This is a genomic window from Rothia sp. ZJ932, assembly GCF_016924835.1.
GTDB lineage: Bacteria > Actinomycetota > Actinomycetes > Actinomycetales > Micrococcaceae > Rothia.
Window position 1 is genome coordinate 14,078 of sequence record NZ_CP070480.1, and the last position, 21,264, is coordinate 35,341.

General features: G+C 53.1%; 24 protein-coding genes, 1 tRNA gene and 1 rRNA gene. 16 read left to right on the plus strand and 10 right to left on the minus strand.

The window, feature by feature from the left end:
* Window positions 1-4 precede the first annotated feature (4 nt).
* From JR346_RS00065 to JR346_RS00105, 9 genes are all read left to right on the plus strand, one after another.
* On the plus strand, window positions 5-1,168 hold the full coding sequence (locus tag JR346_RS00065; protein ID WP_205482462.1) for a peptidoglycan-binding protein: 1,164 nt from the start codon (window positions 5-7) through the stop codon (window positions 1,166-1,168).
* Between the two features lie 8 nt (window positions 1,169-1,176).
* Window positions 1,177-1,863, plus strand: coding sequence for an ABC transporter ATP-binding protein (locus JR346_RS00070; protein ID WP_239478978.1), 687 nt, complete (start codon window positions 1,177-1,179; stop codon window positions 1,861-1,863).
* Window positions 1,860-3,005: an ABC transporter permease gene (locus JR346_RS00075; RefSeq protein WP_205482463.1), complete on the plus strand. Its 1,146-nt coding sequence runs from the start codon at window positions 1,860-1,862 to the stop codon at window positions 3,003-3,005. The genes JR346_RS00070 and JR346_RS00075 overlap by 4 nt, the downstream gene beginning before the upstream one ends.
* Window positions 3,006-3,327: 322 nt before the next feature.
* Window positions 3,328-4,542: an inorganic phosphate transporter gene (locus JR346_RS00080; RefSeq protein WP_204877760.1), complete on the plus strand. Its 1,215-nt coding sequence runs from the start codon at window positions 3,328-3,330 to the stop codon at window positions 4,540-4,542.
* 2 nt (window positions 4,543-4,544) lie between these two features.
* On the plus strand, window positions 4,545-4,841 hold the full coding sequence (locus tag JR346_RS00085) for a hypothetical protein (protein ID WP_205482464.1): 297 nt from the start codon (window positions 4,545-4,547) through the stop codon (window positions 4,839-4,841).
* Window positions 4,842-4,878: 37 nt separating this feature from the next.
* Complete coding sequence (locus tag JR346_RS00090) at window positions 4,879-5,256, plus strand: DUF3349 domain-containing protein (protein WP_205482465.1); 378 nt, start codon at window positions 4,879-4,881, stop codon at window positions 5,254-5,256.
* Window positions 5,257-5,484: 228 nt separating this feature from the next.
* A tRNA-Ala gene (locus tag JR346_RS00095) sits at window positions 5,485-5,557 on the plus strand.
* Window positions 5,558-5,560: 3 nt separating this feature from the next.
* A 5S ribosomal RNA gene (rrf, locus tag JR346_RS00100) occupies window positions 5,561-5,677 on the plus strand.
* 311 nt (window positions 5,678-5,988) lie between these two features.
* Window positions 5,989-7,449 (plus strand): sodium/glutamate symporter, encoded by a 1,461-nt coding sequence (locus JR346_RS00105; RefSeq protein ID WP_204877757.1) that lies wholly within the window; start codon window positions 5,989-5,991, stop codon window positions 7,447-7,449.
* Window positions 7,450-7,936: 487 nt separating this feature from the next.
* On the opposite strand, the gene JR346_RS00110 is transcribed toward JR346_RS00105, so the two are convergent.
* Complete coding sequence (locus tag JR346_RS00110; RefSeq protein ID WP_204877756.1) at window positions 7,937-8,572, minus strand: hypothetical protein; 636 nt, start codon at window positions 8,570-8,572, stop codon at window positions 7,937-7,939.
* Window positions 8,573-8,838: 266 nt separating this feature from the next.
* Between JR346_RS00110 and JR346_RS00115 the strand changes: the two genes are divergently transcribed.
* Window positions 8,839-9,363 carry a peptidylprolyl isomerase gene (locus JR346_RS00115; protein ID WP_304621684.1) on the plus strand — a complete coding sequence of 175 codons (525 nt, stop codon included), beginning with the start codon at window positions 8,839-8,841 and terminating at the stop codon, window positions 9,361-9,363.
* A 107-nt stretch (window positions 9,364-9,470) separates the two neighbouring features.
* On the plus strand, window positions 9,471-10,307 hold the full coding sequence (locus tag JR346_RS00120) for a rhomboid family intramembrane serine protease (RefSeq protein ID WP_240333961.1): 837 nt from the start codon (window positions 9,471-9,473) through the stop codon (window positions 10,305-10,307).
* Window positions 10,308-10,707: 400 nt separating this feature from the next.
* Here JR346_RS00120 and JR346_RS00125 read toward each other — a convergent pair whose 3' ends face one another.
* Window positions 10,708-11,346, minus strand: coding sequence for a PepSY domain-containing protein (locus JR346_RS00125; RefSeq protein WP_205482467.1), 639 nt, complete (start codon window positions 11,344-11,346; stop codon window positions 10,708-10,710).
* A 267-nt stretch (window positions 11,347-11,613) separates the two neighbouring features.
* Between JR346_RS00125 and JR346_RS00130 the strand changes: the two genes are divergently transcribed.
* Window positions 11,614-11,817 (plus strand): TspO/MBR family protein, encoded by a 204-nt coding sequence (locus tag JR346_RS00130; RefSeq protein ID WP_205482468.1) that lies wholly within the window; start codon window positions 11,614-11,616, stop codon window positions 11,815-11,817.
* 686 nt (window positions 11,818-12,503) lie between these two features.
* Here the strand turns inward: JR346_RS00130 and JR346_RS00135 are convergent.
* The 6 genes from JR346_RS00135 to JR346_RS00160 all read right to left on the minus strand — a co-directional run bounded on the left by JR346_RS00135 (window position 12,504) and on the right by JR346_RS00160 (window position 16,359).
* On the minus strand, window positions 12,504-13,343 hold the full coding sequence (locus JR346_RS00135) for a shikimate 5-dehydrogenase (RefSeq protein WP_204877752.1): 840 nt from the start codon (window positions 13,341-13,343) through the stop codon (window positions 12,504-12,506).
* Entirely contained in the window at window positions 13,343-13,651 is a 309-nt protein-coding gene (locus JR346_RS00140) for a glutaredoxin domain-containing protein (RefSeq protein ID WP_239478976.1), read from the minus strand. Before JR346_RS00140 ends, JR346_RS00135 begins: the two co-directional genes overlap by 1 nt.
* Before the next feature lie 121 nt (window positions 13,652-13,772).
* A complete protein-coding gene (locus JR346_RS00145; RefSeq protein ID WP_204877751.1) occupies window positions 13,773-13,961 on the minus strand; it encodes a CsbD family protein in 189 nt (62 codons plus the stop codon).
* 84 nt (window positions 13,962-14,045) lie between these two features.
* Window positions 14,046-14,207, minus strand: coding sequence for a ribosome recycling factor (locus tag JR346_RS00150; RefSeq protein ID WP_239478971.1), 162 nt, complete (start codon window positions 14,205-14,207; stop codon window positions 14,046-14,048).
* A 148-nt stretch (window positions 14,208-14,355) separates the two neighbouring features.
* Complete coding sequence (locus JR346_RS00155; protein WP_205482469.1) at window positions 14,356-15,702, minus strand: galactokinase family protein; 1,347 nt, start codon at window positions 15,700-15,702, stop codon at window positions 14,356-14,358.
* A 69-nt stretch (window positions 15,703-15,771) separates the two neighbouring features.
* Entirely contained in the window at window positions 15,772-16,359 is a 588-nt protein-coding gene (locus tag JR346_RS00160; protein ID WP_204877749.1) for a TetR/AcrR family transcriptional regulator, read from the minus strand.
* 147 nt (window positions 16,360-16,506) lie between these two features.
* Between JR346_RS00160 and JR346_RS00165 the strand changes: the two genes are divergently transcribed.
* From JR346_RS00165 to JR346_RS00180, 4 genes are all read left to right on the plus strand, one after another.
* Window positions 16,507-17,175, plus strand: coding sequence for a hypothetical protein (locus tag JR346_RS00165; protein WP_204877748.1), 669 nt, complete (start codon window positions 16,507-16,509; stop codon window positions 17,173-17,175).
* Window positions 17,172-17,783: a hypothetical protein gene (locus JR346_RS00170; protein WP_205482470.1), complete on the plus strand. Its 612-nt coding sequence runs from the start codon at window positions 17,172-17,174 to the stop codon at window positions 17,781-17,783. Before JR346_RS00165 ends, JR346_RS00170 begins: the two co-directional genes overlap by 4 nt.
* Before the next feature lie 374 nt (window positions 17,784-18,157).
* Complete coding sequence (locus tag JR346_RS00175) at window positions 18,158-18,538, plus strand: hypothetical protein (protein WP_205482471.1); 381 nt, start codon at window positions 18,158-18,160, stop codon at window positions 18,536-18,538.
* Window positions 18,539-18,550: 12 nt separating this feature from the next.
* Entirely contained in the window at window positions 18,551-18,862 is a 312-nt protein-coding gene (locus JR346_RS00180) for an ATPase (RefSeq protein ID WP_205482472.1), read from the plus strand.
* A 102-nt stretch (window positions 18,863-18,964) separates the two neighbouring features.
* On the opposite strand, the gene JR346_RS00185 is transcribed toward JR346_RS00180, so the two are convergent.
* A complete protein-coding gene (locus tag JR346_RS00185; RefSeq protein ID WP_205482473.1) occupies window positions 18,965-19,612 on the minus strand; it encodes a hypothetical protein in 648 nt (215 codons plus the stop codon).
* 11 nt (window positions 19,613-19,623) lie between these two features.
* Entirely contained in the window at window positions 19,624-21,153 is a 1,530-nt protein-coding gene (locus tag JR346_RS00190) for a GMC oxidoreductase (protein WP_205482474.1), read from the minus strand.
* Window positions 21,154-21,264 lie beyond the last annotated feature (111 nt).

Sequence of the window (21,264 nt, forward strand, 5' to 3'; positions counted from 1 at the left end):
AATCATGGACCAGCAGCAGTACCCGCCGCGTCGCGGCATCATTGTTCCACTCTTGGTGCTGCTACTGGTTGCTATGACCTGTTTAGCACTCTATGCCTTCCTCATGGGAACGAATACGCAGGCAGAGTCAGAGAAAAAATCTGAGGAAGCTGAAATTCTCACGGCTAAGGTTGTGCAGCAAACCTTGGCTGAGACATATCAAGCCCCCGTATCTGTTGTTCAAGAAGGCGCAGCAGAGATAGCACCGCCCGTTAGTGCCTCGTCTGTGGTGACACGCGAAGCACCTGCTGTTGGCACGGTTCTAGAAAGCGGCGATGTTGTAGCAACTATTGATGAGCGTCCCTTATTTATTTTTGAAGGAGGGGTTCCTGCCTATCGTGATCTTGCACCGGGTGTACGAGGTGAGGACGTAGCCCAAGTTCAGCGCACCCTAGTAGCACTGGGATACCCTATTTATGATGAGCTAGGGGAATACGGCAAAGACACCGCTAACGCTGTCTACCTTTTCTACCTCAACTCAGGCTACTACCCACCGGGTAATGTGGATGCGTCTCAAGACGACGATGCTCGCTATACAACTAGTATGCCACGCTCGGAATATTTCTTTGTGCCTCACGAGCGCTACACCGTGTCTAGCTTGTGCGGTGAGGTGGGTAAAGCGCCCCAACAACCCCTGTGTACAGTCGGCGATGGTAGCCAAACCTTGCGATTTAGCGTTGATTCATCAACCGCCGCTCAAGCGGTGAAACCTGAACAGCAGGCAGTTGTTACCCTCAAAGACGGTCAACGTCTGCAAGCGACAGTGGGGCAAGCGCGTCCCCCTGAAAAACCCTCATCTGCTGTAAACACCGATAAAAGTGCAGACTCCGCACCGGAAAGCCAACAGCTCCCACCAGAAGGAAAAGTTCAGTACTTTGAGCTGAACATAGAAATTCCAGAAGGTGCAGACTTCACAGAATCCTCTGTAATCGTGACAACTGCATCAAGCTCCCCCGACGCTATTACAGTTCCCGAACCGGCAGTGAGCGTTGAAACAAGCGGCAGACAGTATGTGCTCGTCAACGGACAACAGGTTGATATCACCACCGGTCACTGCCAAGGCGGTTACTGCGAAGTCAAAGACCCCAATCCGTTGCTTACCCCCGGTGCAGAACTGACTCTGCCTTGAATATGACCATGCCTGCACCTCTTCTTGAAGCCAAAGAACTTTCCCGTTTCTTTGAACCGAATACCTGGGCTTTGACATCTGCCCATCTCACTATTTACCCAGGAGAATCTATTGCAATCACCGGGGCGTCAGGCTCCGGTAAATCAACCCTGCTAGCCCTCATCGGGCTACTAGACACGCCCACCAGCGGGGAACTCATTCTTCTGGGCGAAAACCTCAGCACCGCCAAGGACGCGCAGCGAACACTCATGCGCAAAGAGAACATCTCATTTGTTTTTCAAGCTTTTCATCTTGTTCAGCATCTTAGCGCTCTCGAAAACGTTCGATATGCCCTTGAACTCAGAGGAACCCCCAGACATCAAGCAGCAGAAAAAGCCAAACTAGCGCTACAAGAAGTGGGACTTTCTCACCGAAGTCACGCTCGTCCTTCTCAGCTGTCAGGTGGCGAGCAACAGCGGGTAGCGGTAGCACGGGCACTGGCAAGTAGCGCGGCTCTACTGCTGTGCGATGAACCTACAGGAAACCTTGATACCCAAAACTCCCACAAAATTCTAGACCTGCTCCTTAACTCACGAAGCGAACAGCAAAGCCTCGTCATTATTACTCATGAGCCGGATATAGCTGCTCGCTGCGATAGGCAGTTCACGATGACCGACGGCAAACTGACCGAAGAAAAACAGCAGGTTCAACCATGAAAACCACGGTTTACTACGCCTTTCTCAGTGTTATTCGAAGGTACAAAAGAAACCTGCTCACCATAGGAGCCATGCTCGTGGGCGCAGCCAGCGTTGTTGCCCTCATAGGCATCTCAGAATCATCAGCATTACACAGTGCTACTCGATTGACTAAATACGAGTCCGCCCATATTGGTGTGAGGCTGCAACCCGACACATGGCAAATAAGCGAAGAAGAAATCCAAAACCGCATCAACCAGGTGCCCTCCGTCGAAACAGGCGGAACACTCACCATCAGTGAGCAGCCAATTTTAAACGTCTCTACTCTGCGCCGCACCACCCATAAGAGCGTCACCCTAGCTATCGTGAGCCAAGAAGGCTTGCATGCCCGTGAAGCCACCATTACCGAAGGAGCCTACTACCGTCCCCACCATGCAACTGAGCCCACCGTTATGCTGGGTTCAGCACTGGCCCAAGACCTGGGAGTTACCACCCGACCAGGGTCAAATCGCCTACTCATCAACAACCAAGCAGTCAGCGTTGCAGCAATTATTAAGGACGGCCCAGACAAGGCAGCGCTCGCTGTAGCAGTTATGGTGTCGCCAGATTCAGCTCTCTTTCCCGAAATCTTTACTTCTGCTCGTGCCCTTGTCATCAAGGTGGCTCCTGGGGGCGCAGAAACAGCAGGTGCAGACTTAAAAAGAGTTCTTGACCCCTCTCGTCCTGATGACGTTAATATCGCGATTCCACCCTCTCCTCAGCAGCTCAAACGTCAGCTCACCGAAGATTCCCGCCTGCTCACCGCTGTTATCTTAGGAGTCATGGTTGTTTCTACCAGCTTTGGCATCATGATGACCATGTACATGTCTGTATGGGAGCGCCGCCGAGAGATAGGTATTAACCGTGCATTAGGTGCTGCGCGTAGGTCAGTAGCGATGCTGTTCTTGATTGAAGCAATTATTGTGGGCGCACTGGGTGCGCTAAGCGGCTTTGTCGTAGGCATCTGTATAGCTTTCACTGTTGCCCACGTTAACGGATGGGACTTTTCAATACCTGCGTACACGGCAGCTTTACCTCTGCTGGGCGCCCTGGTCGGTGCTCTCTCTGGGGCTTTGCCGGCGTATAAAGCCAGCACTGTTGAACCCTTAGAACTTTTGCAGTAATCAGCATCTCACCCTTTTTAAGATGAACAGTGGGTAAACATGAGTTAACCATGCGGTTCTAAGGTGTGGGTTTAAGGTGTTTGAGCGCACGAAAGCCACTGGTAGGTGGGTGTTGTAGGTGGTGGTGATGCACGGTTGTTGTGCATAGCTTCCCTTGATATATCAAGGTTTTAAGACCCCTTTATTCCTTGGGATGTAAAAGTCAAAACCTATTTATCGTTTGGCTTTGTGTGGGTTTTTCGAAGTTTTGCCCACTTTTAGCTGTGGGTTGTGTGGTGTTCACCTGCTTTTATCTTTAATCTGAGCAGACGATAATTCTTATGTGACTACTGAACTGATTATCCTGGCAATCGTGGTGCTCACTGCGCTGGCATTCGACTTCACGAACGGATTCCACGACACCGCGAACGCGATGGCAACCTCCATCGCCACTAAAGCTCTCAAACCTAAAACCGCTGTAGCGCTCTCAGCAGTGCTCAACCTTATCGGCGCTTTTCTTTCCATTGAGGTTGCTAAGACCGTCGGTAAGGGTCTCGTAAACCTCGACTCGGCAGGCTCAAATAACAGCCTCATGCTGATCGTCTTCACCGGGCTCGTTGGCGCGATCCTTTGGAACGTGCTCACCTGGCTGCTGGGTCTGCCCTCATCATCATCACACGCTCTCTTTGGCGGTCTTATCGGCGCGACCCTCGCGTCCTTGGGTGCTAATGGCGTACTGTGGAGTGGCGTCCTCTCCAAAATTATTATTCCCGCCATCGCAGCGCCCTTCATCGCAACCATCGTTGCAACCGTGGGCACCTGGTTGGTATACCGCCTCTCACAGCCCGTCTCTGATGAGAAAAAGCGCTCGGGCTTCCGTTACGGTCAGGTAGCCACTGCTTCACTCGTTTCGCTGGCACACGGCACCAATGACGCGCAGAAAACCATGGGCGTTATCTTCCTAGCACTGGTAGCAGCCAACGAAATCGACCCCGAAGCAAGCATTCCTTTCTGGGTACGCCTCACCTGCGCACTGGCTATCGCTCTGGGTACCTACCTGGGTGGCTGGCGCATCATCCGCACCCTTGGCAAGGGTCTCGTTGAAATCGACTCACCGCAGGGTATGGCAGCAGAAGGCTCGTCAGCAGCAATCATTCTTACCTCATCACACTTCGGTATGGCGCTGTCAACCACTCACACCGCAACCGGCTCAATCCTGGGTTCAGGTCTGGGACGTAAGGGCGCAGAAGTGCGCTGGGGCGTCATGGGTCGCATGGTTATTGCCTGGCTCATTACTCTGCCCGCCGCGGGCGCTGTTGGTGCTGCCACCTGGTTCATCGGTCACTACATCAACCACTTCAGTGGTAGCGAATGGTTGGGTGAACTCGTCGTCTTCCTCATTCTCGTAGGCTTCTGCACCTGGATGTTCCTGCACTCACGCAAACAGCCCATTGACCCCACCAACGTCAATGACGACTGGGAAGACTCAACCTCCGTAGCGGCACCCGTTGCCACCGCAGCGGCAGAAGCTGTTAGCTCACAGAAGGCAGGACGATAACCATGAACTTCGCAGAAATCTTTGAAAAGATCATCCCCGTTCTGCTGGCAGGTCTCTTCTTCGGTGCCGGTATGCCCGCCCTCTACTCACTGGGTATGCGCTGCATGGCAGGCACTACCGAATACACCGCAGACGGCAGGCTTATCGAAGTTGATCCGCCCTCAAGCATCGCCAAAGCGGTTGGATACCTCATTTTCGCGGTCATCATTGTGGTGATTGTTCTGGGTATCCTCTGGATTGCAAAAGACTTTATCTTCCACATGACCGGTTTTAACCTCTTTGGTCTTACTGGCAACTAGGATTTAAAGAAACTGCACTTTACCCAAGGAGGCAACGATGCCCGATAAGAACGTTATTTCACGTGTGATTGACTGGCTGAGCGCAGGCTACCCTGAGGACGTGCCACCCACAGACCGTGCAGCGGTCATGGCGGTGCTACGTTACAACCTCACCGACGCCCAGCTTGAAGAAGTCATTCGACGCCTCATGAAATCCCGCGAAGCCCGCGGTGAGGAATACGTGAGTGATAACCGCATCAACGAGTACATTCGCAAGGTCGTTGGTCAGGCACCCAGTGCCGAAGACATCGACCGTGTGGCAAAAATTCTCGGATCGCGCGGGTTGAAAATCGATGCCCGTCACCTTGAGGAAAACTCAGATACTGCAACCGGTGAATACCGTGCCGTAGATTCTGACACCAATCTTCAGAAGTAGTCACATACTCTCAAGCCATAAGGCACCATCTGCTGTTTACCCCCCCCGGCTAGCCTGGGGAAGGCAGGTGGTGCCTTTGTGGTGGTGGGCGCGGGCGGACGCGTCCGCCCGAGGTCTGAAGTGACGGTGGGCTTGCGGTTTTACCGCACGCAAAGTAGTAGTGATACAGAACACCGTGTACTGATTTGTTTTAAGATGTTTACCTGCGGTAAGCTATTTATACACCACGGGGGCGTGGCGCAATTGGTAGCGCACCTGCTTTGCAAGCAGGGGGTTAGGGGTTCGAGTCCCCTCGCCTCCACGTTTCGGTGATTATATCAAGAGGGAAACGCCCGGCTCCATCCCGAACCCGGAAGCTAAGCCTCTTCGAGCCGATGGTACTGCACTCGGTAGGGTGTGGGAGAGTAGGTTATCGCCGAGCTAATTTTATTAGCCGGATAGGTGAGAAAAAGACCCAGTTCTTAGGAGCTGGGTCTTTTTCGTTGTGCTCACGTCCGTGGTGCCTCCTTGTGCCACCATGAACGTGCAGCATCCACTCAGCTCGCGGTGTCACCGCAGCCGATGCCGCCGGATCAACCGCTAGCCGGTGATATTTCTTACCTGCTAATCTGCGCATTGGTAATCTTGAGCATCTGCTCATAAGCTAGAAAAGCTGTAACCCCGATTACGCTTGTTCTTAAAAGTAATCACCACACACGTTTTTAGCGTGTTACTGACACAAAAGGTGCCTCTATGTCTCCACAAGCCATTGGCTTCTCGCTGCTCATTCTGGGAGTAGCGCTACTGATCGGTAAGTTTGTTCGCGTGAAATCAAGCATGGCGCAGAACCTGTTTCTGCCCAGCTCTATCATCGGTGGCGCGCTTCTTTTGCTACTCGGACCTCAGGTTCTCGGACGCTTTGGAGGCCCCTGGGGCGAGTTCGGTTTCTTCAACGAAACCATGATTACCACCTGGAAGGCTCTTCCCGGTCTGCTCATTAGCGTTATCTTTGCGACCATGTTCTTGGGTCAGCCTCTGCCCAACCCCAAGCGTGCCTTCAAGCTGGCAGGCCCGCAGCTTTCTTTCGGTGTTGCGATGGGCTCAGGCCAGTACGTTGTTGGTTTGCTGCTCACCGCACTGATTTTAATTCCCGCCTTTTCAGCATCCCCCATGTCTGGTGCGCTCATTGAAATCGCTTTTGAGGGCGGTCACGGCACCGCAGCAGGTATGCGCGACGTAATGATTGAGCTCGGCTTCGAGACCGGCGCTGACCTCGCTGTTGGTCTGGCAACCGTTGGTATCGTGGGAGGCATCGTTATCGGTATCGCCATGATTAACTGGGCTGTTCGCACCGGCAAAACCAAGGTTCTGCGCGGGGACGCCCACATGAGCGTTGAGGAACAGAAAGGCCTGTTCCGCTCAGATGAGCACTACGAAGCTGGCAAGATGACCTCACGTCCAGCGTCCGTAGAGCCCCTTTCACTGCACATGTCAATCATGGCTGTGGCAATCATCATCGGCTGGGTGATCCTCGAAGCGCTGCGTTGGGTAGAATCACTGACCTGGGGCAAGATCATGCTTGATGAATCGACCCCTCTGGAAATCTTCTCTTACGTTCCATTGTTCCCCATGGCACTCATTGGCGGCGTGATCGTACAGTGGATCGCTACCGCGCTGAAGGTCGATCACATCATCGACCACCAGATGATGCTACGTATTCAAGGCTGGGCACTGGACTTCCTCATCGTTGCCGCAATGGGCACCCTCTCACTGGCAGCAGTGGGCGAGAACCTGGGCACCTTCCTGATTCTGGCGATCGCCGGCATTATCTTCAACGTCGCGATCTTCCTGTTCCTGGCACCGCGCGTACTCGGCTACTACTGGTTTGAGCGCGGCATCGGCGACTTCGGTCAGGGCATGGGCGTTACCGCAACCGGTCTGATCCTGATGCGCGTGGTTGACCCCAAGGGCGAAACCCCCGCCTTTGAGGCTTTCGGCTACAAGCAGCTCATCTTTGAGCCCTTCTTCGGCGGCGGTATGGTGACCGCGCTGGCAGTGCCGATTATCTTCTTCTCGGGCATCTGGCCACTATTCTTCTTCATGCTTGTACTGTTCTTCATCTCAGCCGGTATCGGTTTGATGATGCAACGCAAGAACAAAGATTTTGACGGTCCGCTGACCACCCGCCACGCCATCGTGGACGAGACACGCTAGAACCTCTAACCTCTGTAGATACTCAAATACCCTCTCTCAACCTGCGCCCCTCGGGACTGTGGGGTTGCGGGAGGGTATTTTTATGGATGGAGGCAAAGGCTTTAGGCTATTGCTCTGAAAATCAGGTACATGGTGAGCAGAAAACCCACCGCGTAGTTGGTCCAGAGAAAATTCTTCCAGCCTTTATTTGCGGTTGCCGAGGTCCGTATCCGTAATGCCCACAAAAGGAGCCCCGCTAAGGGGATATAGGGTAGCACCGCAAGTTCCACCAGCGCATCCGACAAGCCTAAGCTCAAGAGCAAACAACCACTGATTAGCCACAAGGACAGCGCGAAAAGTACCGCCTTCAAACGTGCCAGCGCAGAATAAACCTGTATAAGGCTGAACTGCTCCCCAACGCGGTACGTTCTCGCAAGAACAGAAAAAGGGCATACAAAAAGCGGTGCGAGAGCACACGCTCTCACACCGCTTGAGAAAAATGTAAGACTTAGCGAGCCGCGGGGGTCTTCCAAGGATCCTCAACGGGGCGTGATGCCTTGTACGCTGAGAAACCAGCAACACCAGCAGCAACAATCAGACCAACAATGAGCAGACCCTTGCCGCCCTTCTTTGAAGCCTTCTTCTGATCCTTCGCGTACTGCTTAGCAGCCTTAACAGCTGCCTTCTGAGCCTGCTTCACAGCCTTCTTGTTACCGGTTGCCTTAGCAACAACGGTCTCAACCTGAGTGGGCACCTCAGCGTCAGAGAGCTTATCAGCAACATTTGAAGCAACCGCAGCTGCCTTGAGGCGAGCATTTGATACTGCATCCTCAACAACGGGGCTTACGTTCTCAATCTGCTCCTGGAACTTATCGCTCAAAGTCTCCTGAACATTGTTCAGCTTCTTAGCGCCGTCCTTCTGAGCAGCCTTGAACGCCTTCTGAGCGTTCTTGCCGGTTGCTGCAACAGACTTCTGAGTCTTGTTCAGCTTCTTCTCGCCCAGCTTCGCGGCCTTAGCGGCGTTCTTCTCAGCGATCTTCGCGAACTTGTCAGCCTTCTTACCAGTGGTCTTCTGTGCCTTAGCAAAAGCCTTCTCAGCTGCCTTAGTAGCCTTCTTTACCTTGCGGTCTTTACCGAATACCATTCGATATACCTCCCTATAGGTGCCGGTACTCACGCCAAAAAATGAAACGACGAGCTACCAGCAAACGTATGCTTGTATATCAGCTTACGTTCTATCGCCCCAAAACCCTAAGAAATCACCTCTCAACACTCAAGGTTTCACTGTTCGCTAAAGTTTTCCTCAGACCGCGATTTCAGGCGTTCACTAGCGTCCACCCACTTTCGCTACCTGCAAAAGAACCCCCAAAGTGTAGCGCGGGGCTGTTCATGCATGAGAAGATAACAAACATGACTGCAACAGCTAAAGCAACTATTCATACCAACCACGGCGACATCGTTGTTAACCTCTTCGGTAACCACGCGCCGCTCACCGTTAAGAACTTCATCGGTCTGTCAGATGGCACCCAGGAATGGCGCCACCCCCGCACCGGCGAAGTACAGAACGGCCCCCTCTACAAGGACGTCGTTTTCCACCGCATCATTCGTGACTTCATGATTCAGGGCGGTGACCCCCTGGGGCAGGGCATCGGTGGCCCCGGCTACCAGTTCAAGGACGAGATTCACCCCGAACTCTCCTTCAACAAGCCCTACCTGCTGGCAATGGCTAACGCTGGCCCCGGCACCAACGGTTCACAGTTCTTCATCACTACCGTTGAGACCCCTTGGCTCAACGGCCGCCACACCATCTTCGGTGAGGTAGCAGATGAGGATTCCAAGAAGGTTGTAGACGCTATTGAAGGCGTAGCAACCGGCGCTATGGATCGCCCCGTTGAAGATGTTGTTATCTCATCAGTAGATATCGAACAGCTCTAAAAATTTTTCAAGCGCTAACGCGCTAATAAAGGCTCAGTGGATGCCCGTACAATGTGCGGGCATTTTTACTGTATGCCCGGTAGTTAACCATGGAGATAAGGACGCGCGTGAACCAGCAAGACCCCTATTCACCGGATGATGGTGCACGAGATTTTCAGGCACCTCAACCTACCCGTTACGGTGCCTACGAAGAGCACCAGCAGTTTCCCACCTGTGCTCGCCACCCCGATCAGGTGAGCTATGTGCGCTGCGGTCGATGCGCGCGTCCTACCTGTGGACAATGCCAGATACCGCTTGAAGTAGGGATGATCTGCACTGACTGCTATAGGCAGGCGACCGGCAAGAATTACCATCAAGAGCAGCGTAAAGCCCGCGGCGGGGTGTGGGCGAATTACCCTGTGACGATGGTGCTGATTGTGCTCAACCTCCTAATATATGCAGCTCAGGTTATATTGCCGGGTGCGACTGTTCTGCAGCACCTAGCCTTCAACGGGCAGTACGTTCAGTACACAGACGAGTGGTGGCGTATGCTTACCGCAGGTTTTGTACACTCACAATCCAACATCGCCCACGTGGGTATGAATATGTTTACTCTCTACCTCTTTGGGCAGGCTCTGGAACCGCTCATGGGTAGGGTCAAATATTTGCTGACCTACCTGCTGGCGATTTTGGGTGGATCTTTAGCTGTTCTGATGATTGCCCCCACCGCGACGGTGGTAGGTGCCTCAGGCGGCGTCTTTGGTCTCTTCGGTGCCCTTTTGGTGCTAACCAAACTGCGCGGCGGCAACACCCGCTCTCTCGCGACCCTTATCGCCATCAACTTCGCCTTCGGGCTGATCTTCCCCAATATCTCTTGGGAAGGTCACCTCGGCGGTCTTATTGCTGGCGCCCTCGTTGCTTATCTGCTGCAACTGATAAACAAAAAACCGGCAGTCCACAGGTAATAGGTGGCGGGCCGAGGGGTGGGGCGGACATGTCTGCCCCACCCCTCTTTTCTCTCTTTGTGTCGCGGTTAATTAGCGGCCTCTAATGTGAAATGTCGTAATTACATAATCCACAGAAGTTATCCACACCTGTTAGTAACCACAGCAGTGTAATTCCACAGGTGTTAACAAGCCTGTGGATACTGCAATTCAGGGTTTCTTAGTGTCTTGGACACCCTTGGAATTACAGGCATGTAAGGAATATCCCCAGAATTATCCCCATATGTGGAAAACCTTTAAGAACAGGGTGTGGACTCTTTGTAATTTCAAAAAACTTTCATTCAGCTAAGTGACAGAGCACCAAAAAGGGCACCCACTAGGGGTGCCCTCTTGAAGGAAAAATCAGTACTCGTGAATGACTTTAGCGAGTAACAACCTCACCGGTTACCGCATCAACGTCTACCTCATCGTCGTTGCCAACAACATCAAAGGAAACTTCCCATACCAGGCGGTTGTTCTGGGCATCAATGCGGTCAAGGCTCACGCTCTCTACCTCTTCGCCGGGTTTCTCGCCCTGCGCGGTAGCGATTGCGTCCTTGATATCAACCCGCGCCTCGCCGGCATCGCGAATATCGTCGCTGTCAGAATCATGATCTACATCAACATCTTCAAGCTCAACCTGGGTGCCGTGAATGTGAATATCGAGTTCTTTATTATTCTCGATGGCGCTAACATCCCAGTGGTCTGAATCGTCATCAGCACTGATAGAGACAATCTGCGCATTGGGATGCGCTTTGCGCACTGCATCTACCGCGCCCGCTACATCAAGGGCAGGTGAAACCTTTGATACTGAGGACTGGCTGGTTGCTGAGCTTGCCGCTGAAGTTTTAGCTGCTGCATTTGAGGTGTTTGCATCGGCTGCCGGGGTGGATGCCGGTGCCTCTGCGGTCACGGTGACAGTTGATGCCTCGGGAGCAGGTTCTGCGGTGTTTGAACCGCATGCGCTCAAGGCGAGAAGGGTGAAAATTCCTGTTGCTGCGTATGTAGTTTTCTTCATCATGCTTATAATTTTGCCAGAAGAATATGAAAGAAACATGAAAAACCCCTTGAGGCGCGTAAATTGCAAGGAAATGGTTGGCAGGTCAGCGCCAGGGGGGGCACGGAACAACCGGTCACCGCAAACTTGCTGGTAATACCTTCACCGTGGAGAGAACACCGTGAAATCATATGCTGTAGCTGACAACCGTGGGCAACGTGCAGGAACTAGAACCTAGCTTGCCCTGACTGGTTTTAATCTTGTGCCCCTGATAGTCGGTTTTGTAGGTAAATGCTTACCTCCCACTATATTGACGGCTGGTACGCTACTGCTCACAAAGTGCTCTGGAACTCGCCCAACTTCGTCTTTGCCCCGGTGTGGACCCTGCTTTATATTGTGATCGGCATTGCCGGCTGGAAGCTGTGGCAGAACTCCGCTACCACCGGAAACCTGATGACTCTCTACTGGGTGCAGCTGGTGCTTAATGCTGTATAGTCACCGCTGTTCTTCGGTAGGTACACTGCCTGAGGAACCACAGCCCTATGGCCTTGCCTTTGCTATTATTCTCGCTCTGCTCCTTACTATCACAGTCCTCTTACGAGGTGCCTTCACTTGTGGATTCACTCCTGTAGGTTTTCTATTACTACCCTATTTTTGTGGGTGGCGTATGCCTCTACACTCAACCTGTGGGTGGCAATCTTTAACTAAGGCGGAGAGCGCGTCCGCCCAGGTCTCTGGCGTCCTACTGCCCCAACAGGGCGGCTCAGCTTTACTCAAAGTGACCACCAAAAATCAGGGGTGACCATCAAAAGTAATACTGACCGTGAAATGTACGGTCAGTATTACTTTTGACGGTCACCTCTTACTTTTCGCGGTCACCCCGTGGGAAAACCGGGTTGTCGCGGACGCGTCAAGTTCCTGAGCATCTGGCCGCTCTTCAACCTCAGCGGAGCGGTGGTTAGCTTGCTCATTCTCTCAGGTATTTTGCTGGTTTCAGCCCTGCCTGCTGCCATTGCCACCGTGGGTGGGACAGCCATCACCGGGGTAGCCTGGACGGTAGCGACGCCGCCGGTGACTAAGCTGCCGCCCGGCACGTCCAGAAAAATACCGAGAGTACACTTTAAGACATGTTTTGAAAGAAAATATGTCTTAAAAATGCACTCTCGGCGGTGCAAGGGGCTTTAGCTTGCCTGCGCCTCTGCTTCCTCTACATCTGCCGCTGACACCTCAACGCCGGTGTAGAGCCTAAACTGCTCAGCCGCCTGCAGGGCGATGACTTCGCCGCCGGTAATAACCTCTTTGCCAGCTGCTCTGCCCGCCTGAATCAGGGGAGTCTCCACCGGCATAGCGACCACATCAAACACTATGGACGCGGCGTCGATAGCTACCTGGGGGAAAGAAAGTTCATGCTCCTTAGCACCCCCAGCCATGCCAATAGGAGTTACATTCACAATAACGGGGGTCTGCACACCTTCGGGTGAAGAAACCCATTCGTAACCGTATTTGGTTGCTAGCGCGCGTCCTGCTTCTTCATTGCGGGCAATAATGGTTCCCTGCGTGAAACCGGCATCAAAGAAAGCCCCCGCAACAGCCGCCGCCATGCCGCCCGAACCGCGCAGAGCAAAGGGTAGAGACGGATCAACCGTGTGGCTTTTCAGAAGAGAAGCCACCGCAATAAGGTCGGTGTTGTAGGCATGCAAGTAACCGTCGGTGTTCACAATGGTATTGACCGCGCCAATGACCTCTGCCGAATGGTCGATTTCGTCCATGAGTGGGATGACGTCTTTTTTGAAAGGCATCGATACGGAACACCCGCGAATACCTAAGGCTCGCACGCCACCAATAGCTGCCTTAATGTCGGTGGTGGTCATTGCCTTATAGAGAAAGTCTAGACCGAACTTCTCATACAGGTAGTTGTGGAACTTGATGCCGTGGTTTGAAGGGCGACCCGAGAGAGAAATGCACACCGTCGTATCGCGGTTGAGTGGTGGGCGTCCAACGAAGGTTTCTGATGAAGACATTATTTGCTGCTCTCTTCAATAAGAGTTGCTGCCTTTGAGCGCGTATCATCGCCAGCAGCCACAAATGTTTCACGTGAAACAGCTACGGTAGGCACAATCTCATTTCCGTCATTGACGCTCTTGATGAAGTCAGAACCCGCTGAATCCTCCCAAACATTCACCCACAGTGCCTTATCGCCCAGCTCGCCCAAAGACTTATCAAGACGCTTGCAGAAGGGGCAACCCTCACGCCAGTAAACGACAACACCGCCGTCCTCCATGAACTTTTCTGCCTCAACCTGGGTGCCCTGCGGGCGTGATGCTGACATGACTCTTAACTTTCTTATAAACAATGAAGTTACTGAAATACTTTCTAAAAAACAAAACGCACCGCAAGGGTATTCCCCTCCTACGAAGGGTTACCCTGCGGTGCGTCGCTGTATCAGAGACTTACTTGTTGTCAGTCAAAGAATCCTTGATGCCCTCTACAACACCCTTGACATCTTCAATCTTCTCTTCAACAGCAGCCTTAACCTGGTCTACCTTGCCTTCTGACTCAAGACGCTGATCGCCGGTGATGTCGCCACCAACCTCTTTAGCCTTGCCAGCCAACTTATCGAAAGTGTTTTCTGCGCTCATCAATGAGCCTCCTTTTTTACTGTCTGCGCCACAAAGCACGCAGTGAATCAAAAAAATTTTTACCGCTCACGCGGTGAGAGTGTTCTACTTACCGAAGCCTGAGGGCTTGTCGTTGATAATGCTCTCTGCCTTTTCAACGTGCTCGTCGGTAACAACCTCTTTGCCAGCCTTGTTATTGACTGCGTCCTTACCAGCGTTCAGACCCTCGCTGACTTTACCATTGATACCGAAACCTATAGGTGTCATCCTTTCATCACGCGGTTTCTACTCCGAAACCATTAGAAGTGACCCGCAACTCAGCGTTGCGGCTTGTTCTAAGCATACTGAATTTTTGTTTCTCTGGGAACCTTCTACAGATGTTCAGTTGCCAGCGAACACCTCCGGAGTGCGCTGCTTAGTGATCGCGCTGCGCGGGGAACCCCGGTGACATCGGCAGAAATTCAGGGGACGCGTACCCCCGCGCCGCATAGGCATCGGCAACTGCCTGCGACACTGCATAAAGGCTGTCAGTTTCTACCAGCGCCATGACAGCACCACCAAAACCACCGCCCACAATGCGCGAACCCAAGGCACCTGCGTCCAAACACGCATCCACCGCCGTATTGATCTCAGGGCGTGAAACCTGCAACTCATCGCGCATCGACACAAAGGACTCCGTAAACAGGTTGCCCAACTCAGACCATGCGGCGGGGGACTGCGCATCCGCCACCGAAATAACGTAGGCGGCGCGCTCTACTAGACACATATCATGGAAAGCGTGACGCACCCACCCACGCGGTGCCTCGGTGCAACGGGTAACGGAATCCATAGCAACCATCGCTTTGTTAGTGAGATCATCGATAGCAGCAAGACGCCACTGCTTAGCCTCAGCCTCACCCAACCCTGCACAGCGCAAATCATCGGGCAGAGCATCGCGCAGATAAGCCAACCCCAACGCCTGGGTGGCGCACTCCGTCACAGCACGACGCGCAGCGAACTCACCACCGGCAAGCTCATGCGGAGTATTAGTGTTAACCACCAAAAAACTCAGACCGGCACTCTCAAGATCTACATCAACCGGCTGCAACGAAAAATCACGGAAATCAACAACCAAAGCCTGACCGGGTGCCGAACGCAGCGACGCCGTCTGATCCAAACCACCCGTATGGGCACCTGCCACCTTATTCTCAGCGCGAATACAGACCTGAGCAAGACGCGCCCGCAACTCACCATTCGCTGAGCTGGCATCTAAAACCTGCTGACGCAAGGTAACAGAAAGATCCATGAGCGCAAGAACCGTTGAACACTCAATTGCCGCAGATGACGACAGCCCGCCACCGACCGGAACGTTTGAATCAATCATCAAATCCGCGCCGAATTCAGCAGGCAGGGTAATATCACCAGCCTCCTGATTCAACGACCAAGCAACACCGGCAACATAGGTAAACCAACCCTTAAGATTGCCCGGGTGAATATCGCGAATCACCACGGTGCGCTCGTCCCCAGGCATCTGCACCGACTCAGCACGCAAAACCCCATCACGACGCAACCTGCCCGCCACATAGGTGCGGTACGGCAGAGGCATAGGCATACACGAGCCACCCAAAAAATCAATGTACTCACCCAACAAGTTCAGGCGACCGGGAGCCGACCACACCCCATCCGGCTCTACACCGTACTTAGCCACAAACGCATCGCGGACGCGCGCTACCAGCACCTTGTGGTCAGGTTCAGATGCCCAGGCAGGCTCAATAATAGTCACGAGATGCTCCTTAGCGCTGAAAAAAAGATACGCCCCCTAGTCTATGCCTTCTGACGAGACGCCGCGGGGTTAGAGCGAGTGTGAAACCAAAAACCCTCGTGCGACCGCTTCAATCGACAGGGCATAGTACGCTGGGGCAACAGTAGACAGCTCGGCGGCTGTAACCAGGGCGCGCGTCTGCTCTTCCTCAATGAGCGAAAGCATGCAGTGCAGCACGGTTTTCGCCGCAAGAGCGGGGTCGGACGCATCTGCCGCCCCAGGCACCTGCTCACCGAAAACAGCATCAAGGTCAGTGAGGAACACCAACCGCTGCGGGTGCAAAGCCAAAGCAAGACGCACTACCTCAGCACCCTCACGAATACCCACCAGCTTCTCGTAAACCCGGGCGGACGCGTCCACCACCGCCGTCACCTTCTCATCAACAGACACCGGTGTGGGTGAAGATACCGGAACATCAACCAAAAGACGCGATGCAAGGTGACTTAGCAGATCCTGCTTATTTTTGATGTGGTAGTAGAGGGCACCCGGAGCAACGCCCAACTCAGCGGCAAGACGGCGCATCGACAAATCAGCCAGACCATACTGCGACAGCACAGTAAAAGCTGTATCAAGAATCTTTTCACGGGTGAGCGCCATGCCAACCATTCTACCCACCACACATCCGCACCCCACCGCCGCCCGCTACCCCCCCTCGTGGTGTGACCACCTTCTGCTTAGGTGTGACCATCCTCTGCCCAGATGACCAGGTTTATTGTGGTCACCTGGGCAGAGCATGGTAACAAAGGGCGGGAGTAGAATAAAAACATGCCTTACACAGAACTGACCCAGCGAGTAATCACCGGCGCACCCGCCACCCCCGAAGAACTCAGCGAACTGCTACAGGCGCCCGCCTCTCAAACCTTTTCTATCATCGATGCGGCATCATCACTGCGATACCGCTTCTTCCAAGCGACCATCACCACCCTAGAATCCACTGCCAGCGACGACTCCGTGGGGCTGCTCGACATCGCGCCCGACCTGACTCCCGAAGACATGACTACCGACATCGCCCGCTTCTCGGGCCACACCGGCACCCTCATCATTGATTTCCCCGCCCTCGAATGCCACCGTCCGCTCCCTGCCATGACCGCTCTGCGCGTCATCGCAGCCACCCGATTCGCCGCACCGCGTGCCACCATCATCGTGGGTGAAGGACGCGCCCGTACCCTTAACTCCCTCCAAGCCCTCGCCCTGCACACAGCTAACGGTCTGGTACTCAGCGACCGCGACGAAGAGAACGGACGCGCCCGCCTCGCGGAGACTCAGATGCTCAGCGACGGCAACTTCAAGGTCCTAGGCTCAGAAAACACTGATCTCGTCGCGGAACAAGAAGAGTACATGCGCGCTCAGGGGTTTGAGATCCCTGCACCAGCTGAATCAACGGGTGGATGCGGCGGTTCCTGTGGCTGCGGTTCAGGTGGTTGCGGCGCGTGAGTCCCGCACCAGGCACCGATGCTGACGCGCCCTCCACGGTGGTGTTCACACCTGCCCCCACCGATAACCCCCAACCGGTGAGCACTACCCCAACCACCGGCGGATCAGCGCGATTCTTTTCGCTGGGCGCTCGCGGAACCCAGACCGTTCGGTGGAGTTTTGTTGATACTAACCGGGAACTCTACGAGAACCGCACCCCGCTGCCCGGTTTTACCTGGCAGAGCCTTATTTTTGCTCTAGTTGTTGGAATGTTTTCCGGTCTTATTTTTGGGTTGCTCATGGCGCGTGCCGGCGGTTTTCCGCAGTCGCAGGTTGCTGTGTTGGCGTTGGTGGGTGCCCTGTCGCTGGGGGTTGGTTACGTGCTTGCCGAACTCATGGGTAAAACTGTAGAGGTACTGGGGCTCAGGCGCTTGATTTTCTTTGCTTTACCCATTGGTAAAGTGCCGGTGGCGGTGATGACTACCTTTGTGATGTCGTTTTTTATTGTTCAGGGGCAGTCCTATGTTTTTGTGCTTTCCGGTGCCCTCTACTTTGCCCTGTACGCGTTAGGTGTGATGATTCTGAACTATCGCAGTTATTTTGAGTCGCAGCGAAACTCTCTTTTTTAGGTTCTGCCCGCGGTATTCGCGGAGTTTCGAGCGTGCCCTAAACTATGAAATATAGCTCACACTACAGATGCCAATTACCTCTTGACTCGGTGCCACGCGGTGGGTGGATTTGCTCTGGATGCGGGCACCTTCTGTCCTTTGCACCATGACCTAAGGTTCACCAGCCAGCAGCGCGGCGAGGAACTCACTACCGCCGCCATGCAAGCTACCGTGGATGCGCTTTGTGGAGCCTGCGGGCATGTAACGGTCAAGAAATTCCCAGAAATATTCTCTACACTTGAGTAAGTACAGAACACAGCCGTATATGCCTTAATTGGCATGCGTCCGTATGTGTAGACACCCGGATCTACGAACCAACGAAAAATAAAGGAACAATGGACTTCAAAGAACTCTCACCAGCATTTCTCACCTCCCTCGCAACGATTTTTGTGGGCGCGATTTTGGCGGGCACCGGCTTGACCTTGGTGACAGTTCTAGGATGGTTGCTGATTCTTGGTGGCATCGGGCTGAATGTCTTCGCCGCCCTCGTCTCAATCCAGCAGGCTAAGGGCGCTCCGTTGCCTTTTCTGATTGCATCCCATGAAGACCATGGCGAATCACCGAGGGAGTCTGCAGAAGTTCAAGAAGTTGAACTGAATGAAGACCCAGAGCCTGACACCGAGTCGCAGCCCATCGTAGTGACCGATAAGACCGAAGAAAAAGACAGCTCGATCTTTCGTACCGTACGCAGAAAACCTGTTGGTAGCAGGAGCTAAGGCAAAAATCTTATGAACACTAAATTTCTGCTATCACCGGCGTACCTAGTCTCTGTGGGTGCTATGCTTGTGGGCGCTTTGCTCGCGGGGACCGCCTACATGACGGTGGGATGGATTCTGTTCATCACTGGACTTGCCCTCAACGCTATGGCGCTGGTTGTTCTCGCCAACCGCGAGCAGCTGCGCCGCGCGTCCGACTCTCAAACCCCTGGTCGAGCGAAAACCTCAACCGCTACACCCACGCCGGTCAGCAAAAAAGCACAGAGCAACGAGAAGCGGGGCAAAAATTCGCAGCAGACAGAGAAAATATTCCCGCAGAAATAAAATACTTCGCCCAGCTTTCTGAGAACTTTTCCGAAGAAAACAAACAAAAAATGTCGGTTTCCGCAAAAGAGGAAACCGACATTTTTGTATCTTAACTAGTGTTTAATCCCAGAACAGCCATCGTGTGAAGCCCGGAACAACCCCCACCGCTGCCGTTGTTGACATGATACTAGAGAAAGTAGCTGTTACTAGCAGCTCATAATCAACGTTCGAGAAGGGATAATTCACGTAGTAGCGCAGGGGAATCTCAAGGCTTTGCCCGGGCTTGAGCGTGATATTCCGATAAGTCCAGGTGTATAGGCGTGCGCCGTGCTGATTGGTGCCTTGATCCTTGAAAAGCACAGCATTATTACTGCTATTAGCACGGGTTTTGCTAGCGCCACCTACTGAGGGAATATCCATTCCGGTATCTCGCATCTGAAGGGCAAGAGTACCAGTGGGGTTCACAATAGGCTGGTTACTGGTGTTAGTAATAGTAAAGCTGGTAGGCAACGAACCATGGCGCAGGACTCGCCAGGGGCTCTGACCCGAGTAGATCGGCACGGTATACCCCAGCCAATGATCCTGAGCGTTGTAGGGAGTATCTGCTAACACAATGGGCGCGCCTTTACCCGGTGCAAAAGCATAGCCTGGCACCTCTGCAGCCGCAGCGGGAATGAGATCTGAATAGGTAATAGCTGCCGCTGTTGAAAGGGTTAATCCAAGCATAAAAGCGCGGCGCGAAGGCTGAAAATTGGTGGTATTTGTCATGATGAAACTCTTTATTTAGTAGTGGTGGTGAAACGATTAGCAGTGAGTAGCGCATTGATATTACGCAGTGCAAGAGCTGTGATAGTGACAAAAGGATTGACACCGATCTTGCCAGGAATCAGAGAGCCATCCATCACAAACAGCCCCGGAACATTCTTAACCTCACCGTAATTATCAGTAGCTTCATTAAGAATCATTCCGCCGAGAGGATGGTAAGAAAAGTAGTCGGCAAAAGGAGCGCCGCCTTCAAACAAGTCATACCTGTAACCAGTACCCGGGTTAGCTCTATTAATGGTGTCAAAGAAATTACGAGTAGAGGTCACAGAAGGCTCTGCCATCTTCGAATCCCAGTTGAGATCCGTAGCCTGCTTCTCTTCGTTCCATGTGAAATCTGCCAAATTGGGGTTATTGGTAATTGCAAGGTAAAGACTAGTATGCGTCTCAATACCTGCGGGGAAAGGCGCAACCTCAGCGAAGACCGACTGCTCACTACCGTCCCAGTTAGTAACACCATTAGCTGGAATACCTGACTGGAAACATCCTGTAGTAGTGTCCAAACCAAGCCACCGCGCAGTCATGATATTGCCGTTGGGTCCCCACTTCTTACCGGTTTCTTCGGGAAGATCCTCAATAGTATTGCGTGCTTTAGCTGCAGTGAGCAGCTTGCTGGTACCAATAGAACCGGCAGCAAGAATAACCTTGTCATACACCTCAACCGTGCGTCCGGTAGTTTCACCGGAAGCATTGATGGTGTTGAGGGTTAGCGAGAAAGTGCTGTTATCTTTGTGGTGCTGAATAGTGACAACTTCGGTGAACTCACGTAACTTTACGCGTCCTGTTGCAAAAGCATGGGCAAGAAGGGTTTTGGGCAACGACTTTTTGCCGTGGTCATTACCGAAAATAACCTGACCATCTAGCGCAGAACGCGGAACATTGTTGAAGGATTCTTCACGCATGTAATCCCAGTCGTAAACATTGGGGACGGTGGTGCTAGAGAATCCTGCCTTAGTAGCATGGGCTACTCCAACGCGTGAGAAACCGTACCACTTGGAGTTCTGCAAAAGATCTTTGGGAGGCTCCTCCACCGAAAGAAGCTGGTTGGCGAGCGGGAAGTAGGTGGCATACATTTCATCAGCGTCAACGCTGGGCAACACGTGCTCAAAGAAGGCGCGGTCGGGAGTGACTGCCATACCACCGTTGACGAGTGATCCGCCGCCGACGCCTCGTCCGACATATACCTTCATGTGCTCGAACTTTTCAATATCAAGGACGCCGGGGCCTCTGTCGATATTTTTGTTGACGATATCGAGGTACATGAGGGAACCCAAGGGCATGTCGGTGCGGTCTTTGAACCACATAGAGCGTTCGCTGGGGGAAACCATGCTGGTGAACTTTTTGCCATTCTTAGCGGGGATTTTCTCCCAGTCGGCTCCCATTTCAATGAGTTCTACAGAGTAGCCAGCTTGGGTGAGCTGGTAAGCGGCTACGGCTCCACCGTATCCTGAGCCGATAATAGCAATGCGGGGGTTGGGGGTGTTCAATTTTTTCCTTATAGAATGCGATGAAAATGAGCTGAGAATTTTCAGTAAGCCCAATTTGTCCCTTCAATAGGGGATTAGAAGGGGTAAATGCTGCGTTGGTAAAAACGCCGA

Coding starts and splice junctions, on each gene's coding strand:
- JR346_RS00115 (WP_304621684.1), top strand. CDS start 8,839: ATGACTGCAACAGCTAAAGCAACTATTCATACCAACCACGGCGACATC.
- JR346_RS00105 (WP_204877757.1), top strand. CDS start 5,989: ATGTCTCCACAAGCCATTGGCTTCTCGCTGCTCATTCTGGGAGTAGCG.
- JR346_RS00135 (WP_204877752.1), bottom strand. CDS start 13,343: ATGTCTTCATCAGAAACCTTCGTTGGACGCCCACCACTCAACCGCGAT.
- JR346_RS00110 (WP_204877756.1), bottom strand. CDS start 8,572: ATGGTATTCGGTAAAGACCGCAAGGTAAAGAAGGCTACTAAGGCAGCT.
- JR346_RS00130 (WP_205482468.1), top strand. CDS start 11,614: ATGCTTACCTCCCACTATATTGACGGCTGGTACGCTACTGCTCACAAA.
- JR346_RS00175 (WP_205482471.1), top strand. CDS start 18,158: ATGGACTTCAAAGAACTCTCACCAGCATTTCTCACCTCCCTCGCAACG.
- JR346_RS00065 (WP_205482462.1), top strand. CDS start 5: ATGGACCAGCAGCAGTACCCGCCGCGTCGCGGCATCATTGTTCCACTC.
- JR346_RS00070 (WP_239478978.1), top strand. CDS start 1,177: ATGCCTGCACCTCTTCTTGAAGCCAAAGAACTTTCCCGTTTCTTTGAA.
- JR346_RS00165 (WP_204877748.1), top strand. CDS start 16,507: ATGCCTTACACAGAACTGACCCAGCGAGTAATCACCGGCGCACCCGCC.
- JR346_RS00180 (WP_205482472.1), top strand. CDS start 18,551: ATGAACACTAAATTTCTGCTATCACCGGCGTACCTAGTCTCTGTGGGT.
- JR346_RS00140 (WP_239478976.1), bottom strand. CDS start 13,651: ATGTCAGCATCACGCCCGCAGGGCACCCAGGTTGAGGCAGAAAAGTTC.
- JR346_RS00125 (WP_205482467.1), bottom strand. CDS start 11,346: ATGATGAAGAAAACTACATACGCAGCAACAGGAATTTTCACCCTTCTC.
- JR346_RS00075 (WP_205482463.1), top strand. CDS start 1,860: ATGAAAACCACGGTTTACTACGCCTTTCTCAGTGTTATTCGAAGGTAC.
- JR346_RS00150 (WP_239478971.1), bottom strand. CDS start 14,207: ATGACACCTATAGGTTTCGGTATCAATGGTAAAGTCAGCGAGGGTCTG.
- JR346_RS00185 (WP_205482473.1), bottom strand. CDS start 19,612: ATGACAAATACCACCAATTTTCAGCCTTCGCGCCGCGCTTTTATGCTT.
- JR346_RS00145 (WP_204877751.1), bottom strand. CDS start 13,961: ATGAGCGCAGAAAACACTTTCGATAAGTTGGCTGGCAAGGCTAAAGAG.
- JR346_RS00085 (WP_205482464.1), top strand. CDS start 4,545: ATGAACTTCGCAGAAATCTTTGAAAAGATCATCCCCGTTCTGCTGGCA.
- JR346_RS00090 (WP_205482465.1), top strand. CDS start 4,879: ATGCCCGATAAGAACGTTATTTCACGTGTGATTGACTGGCTGAGCGCA.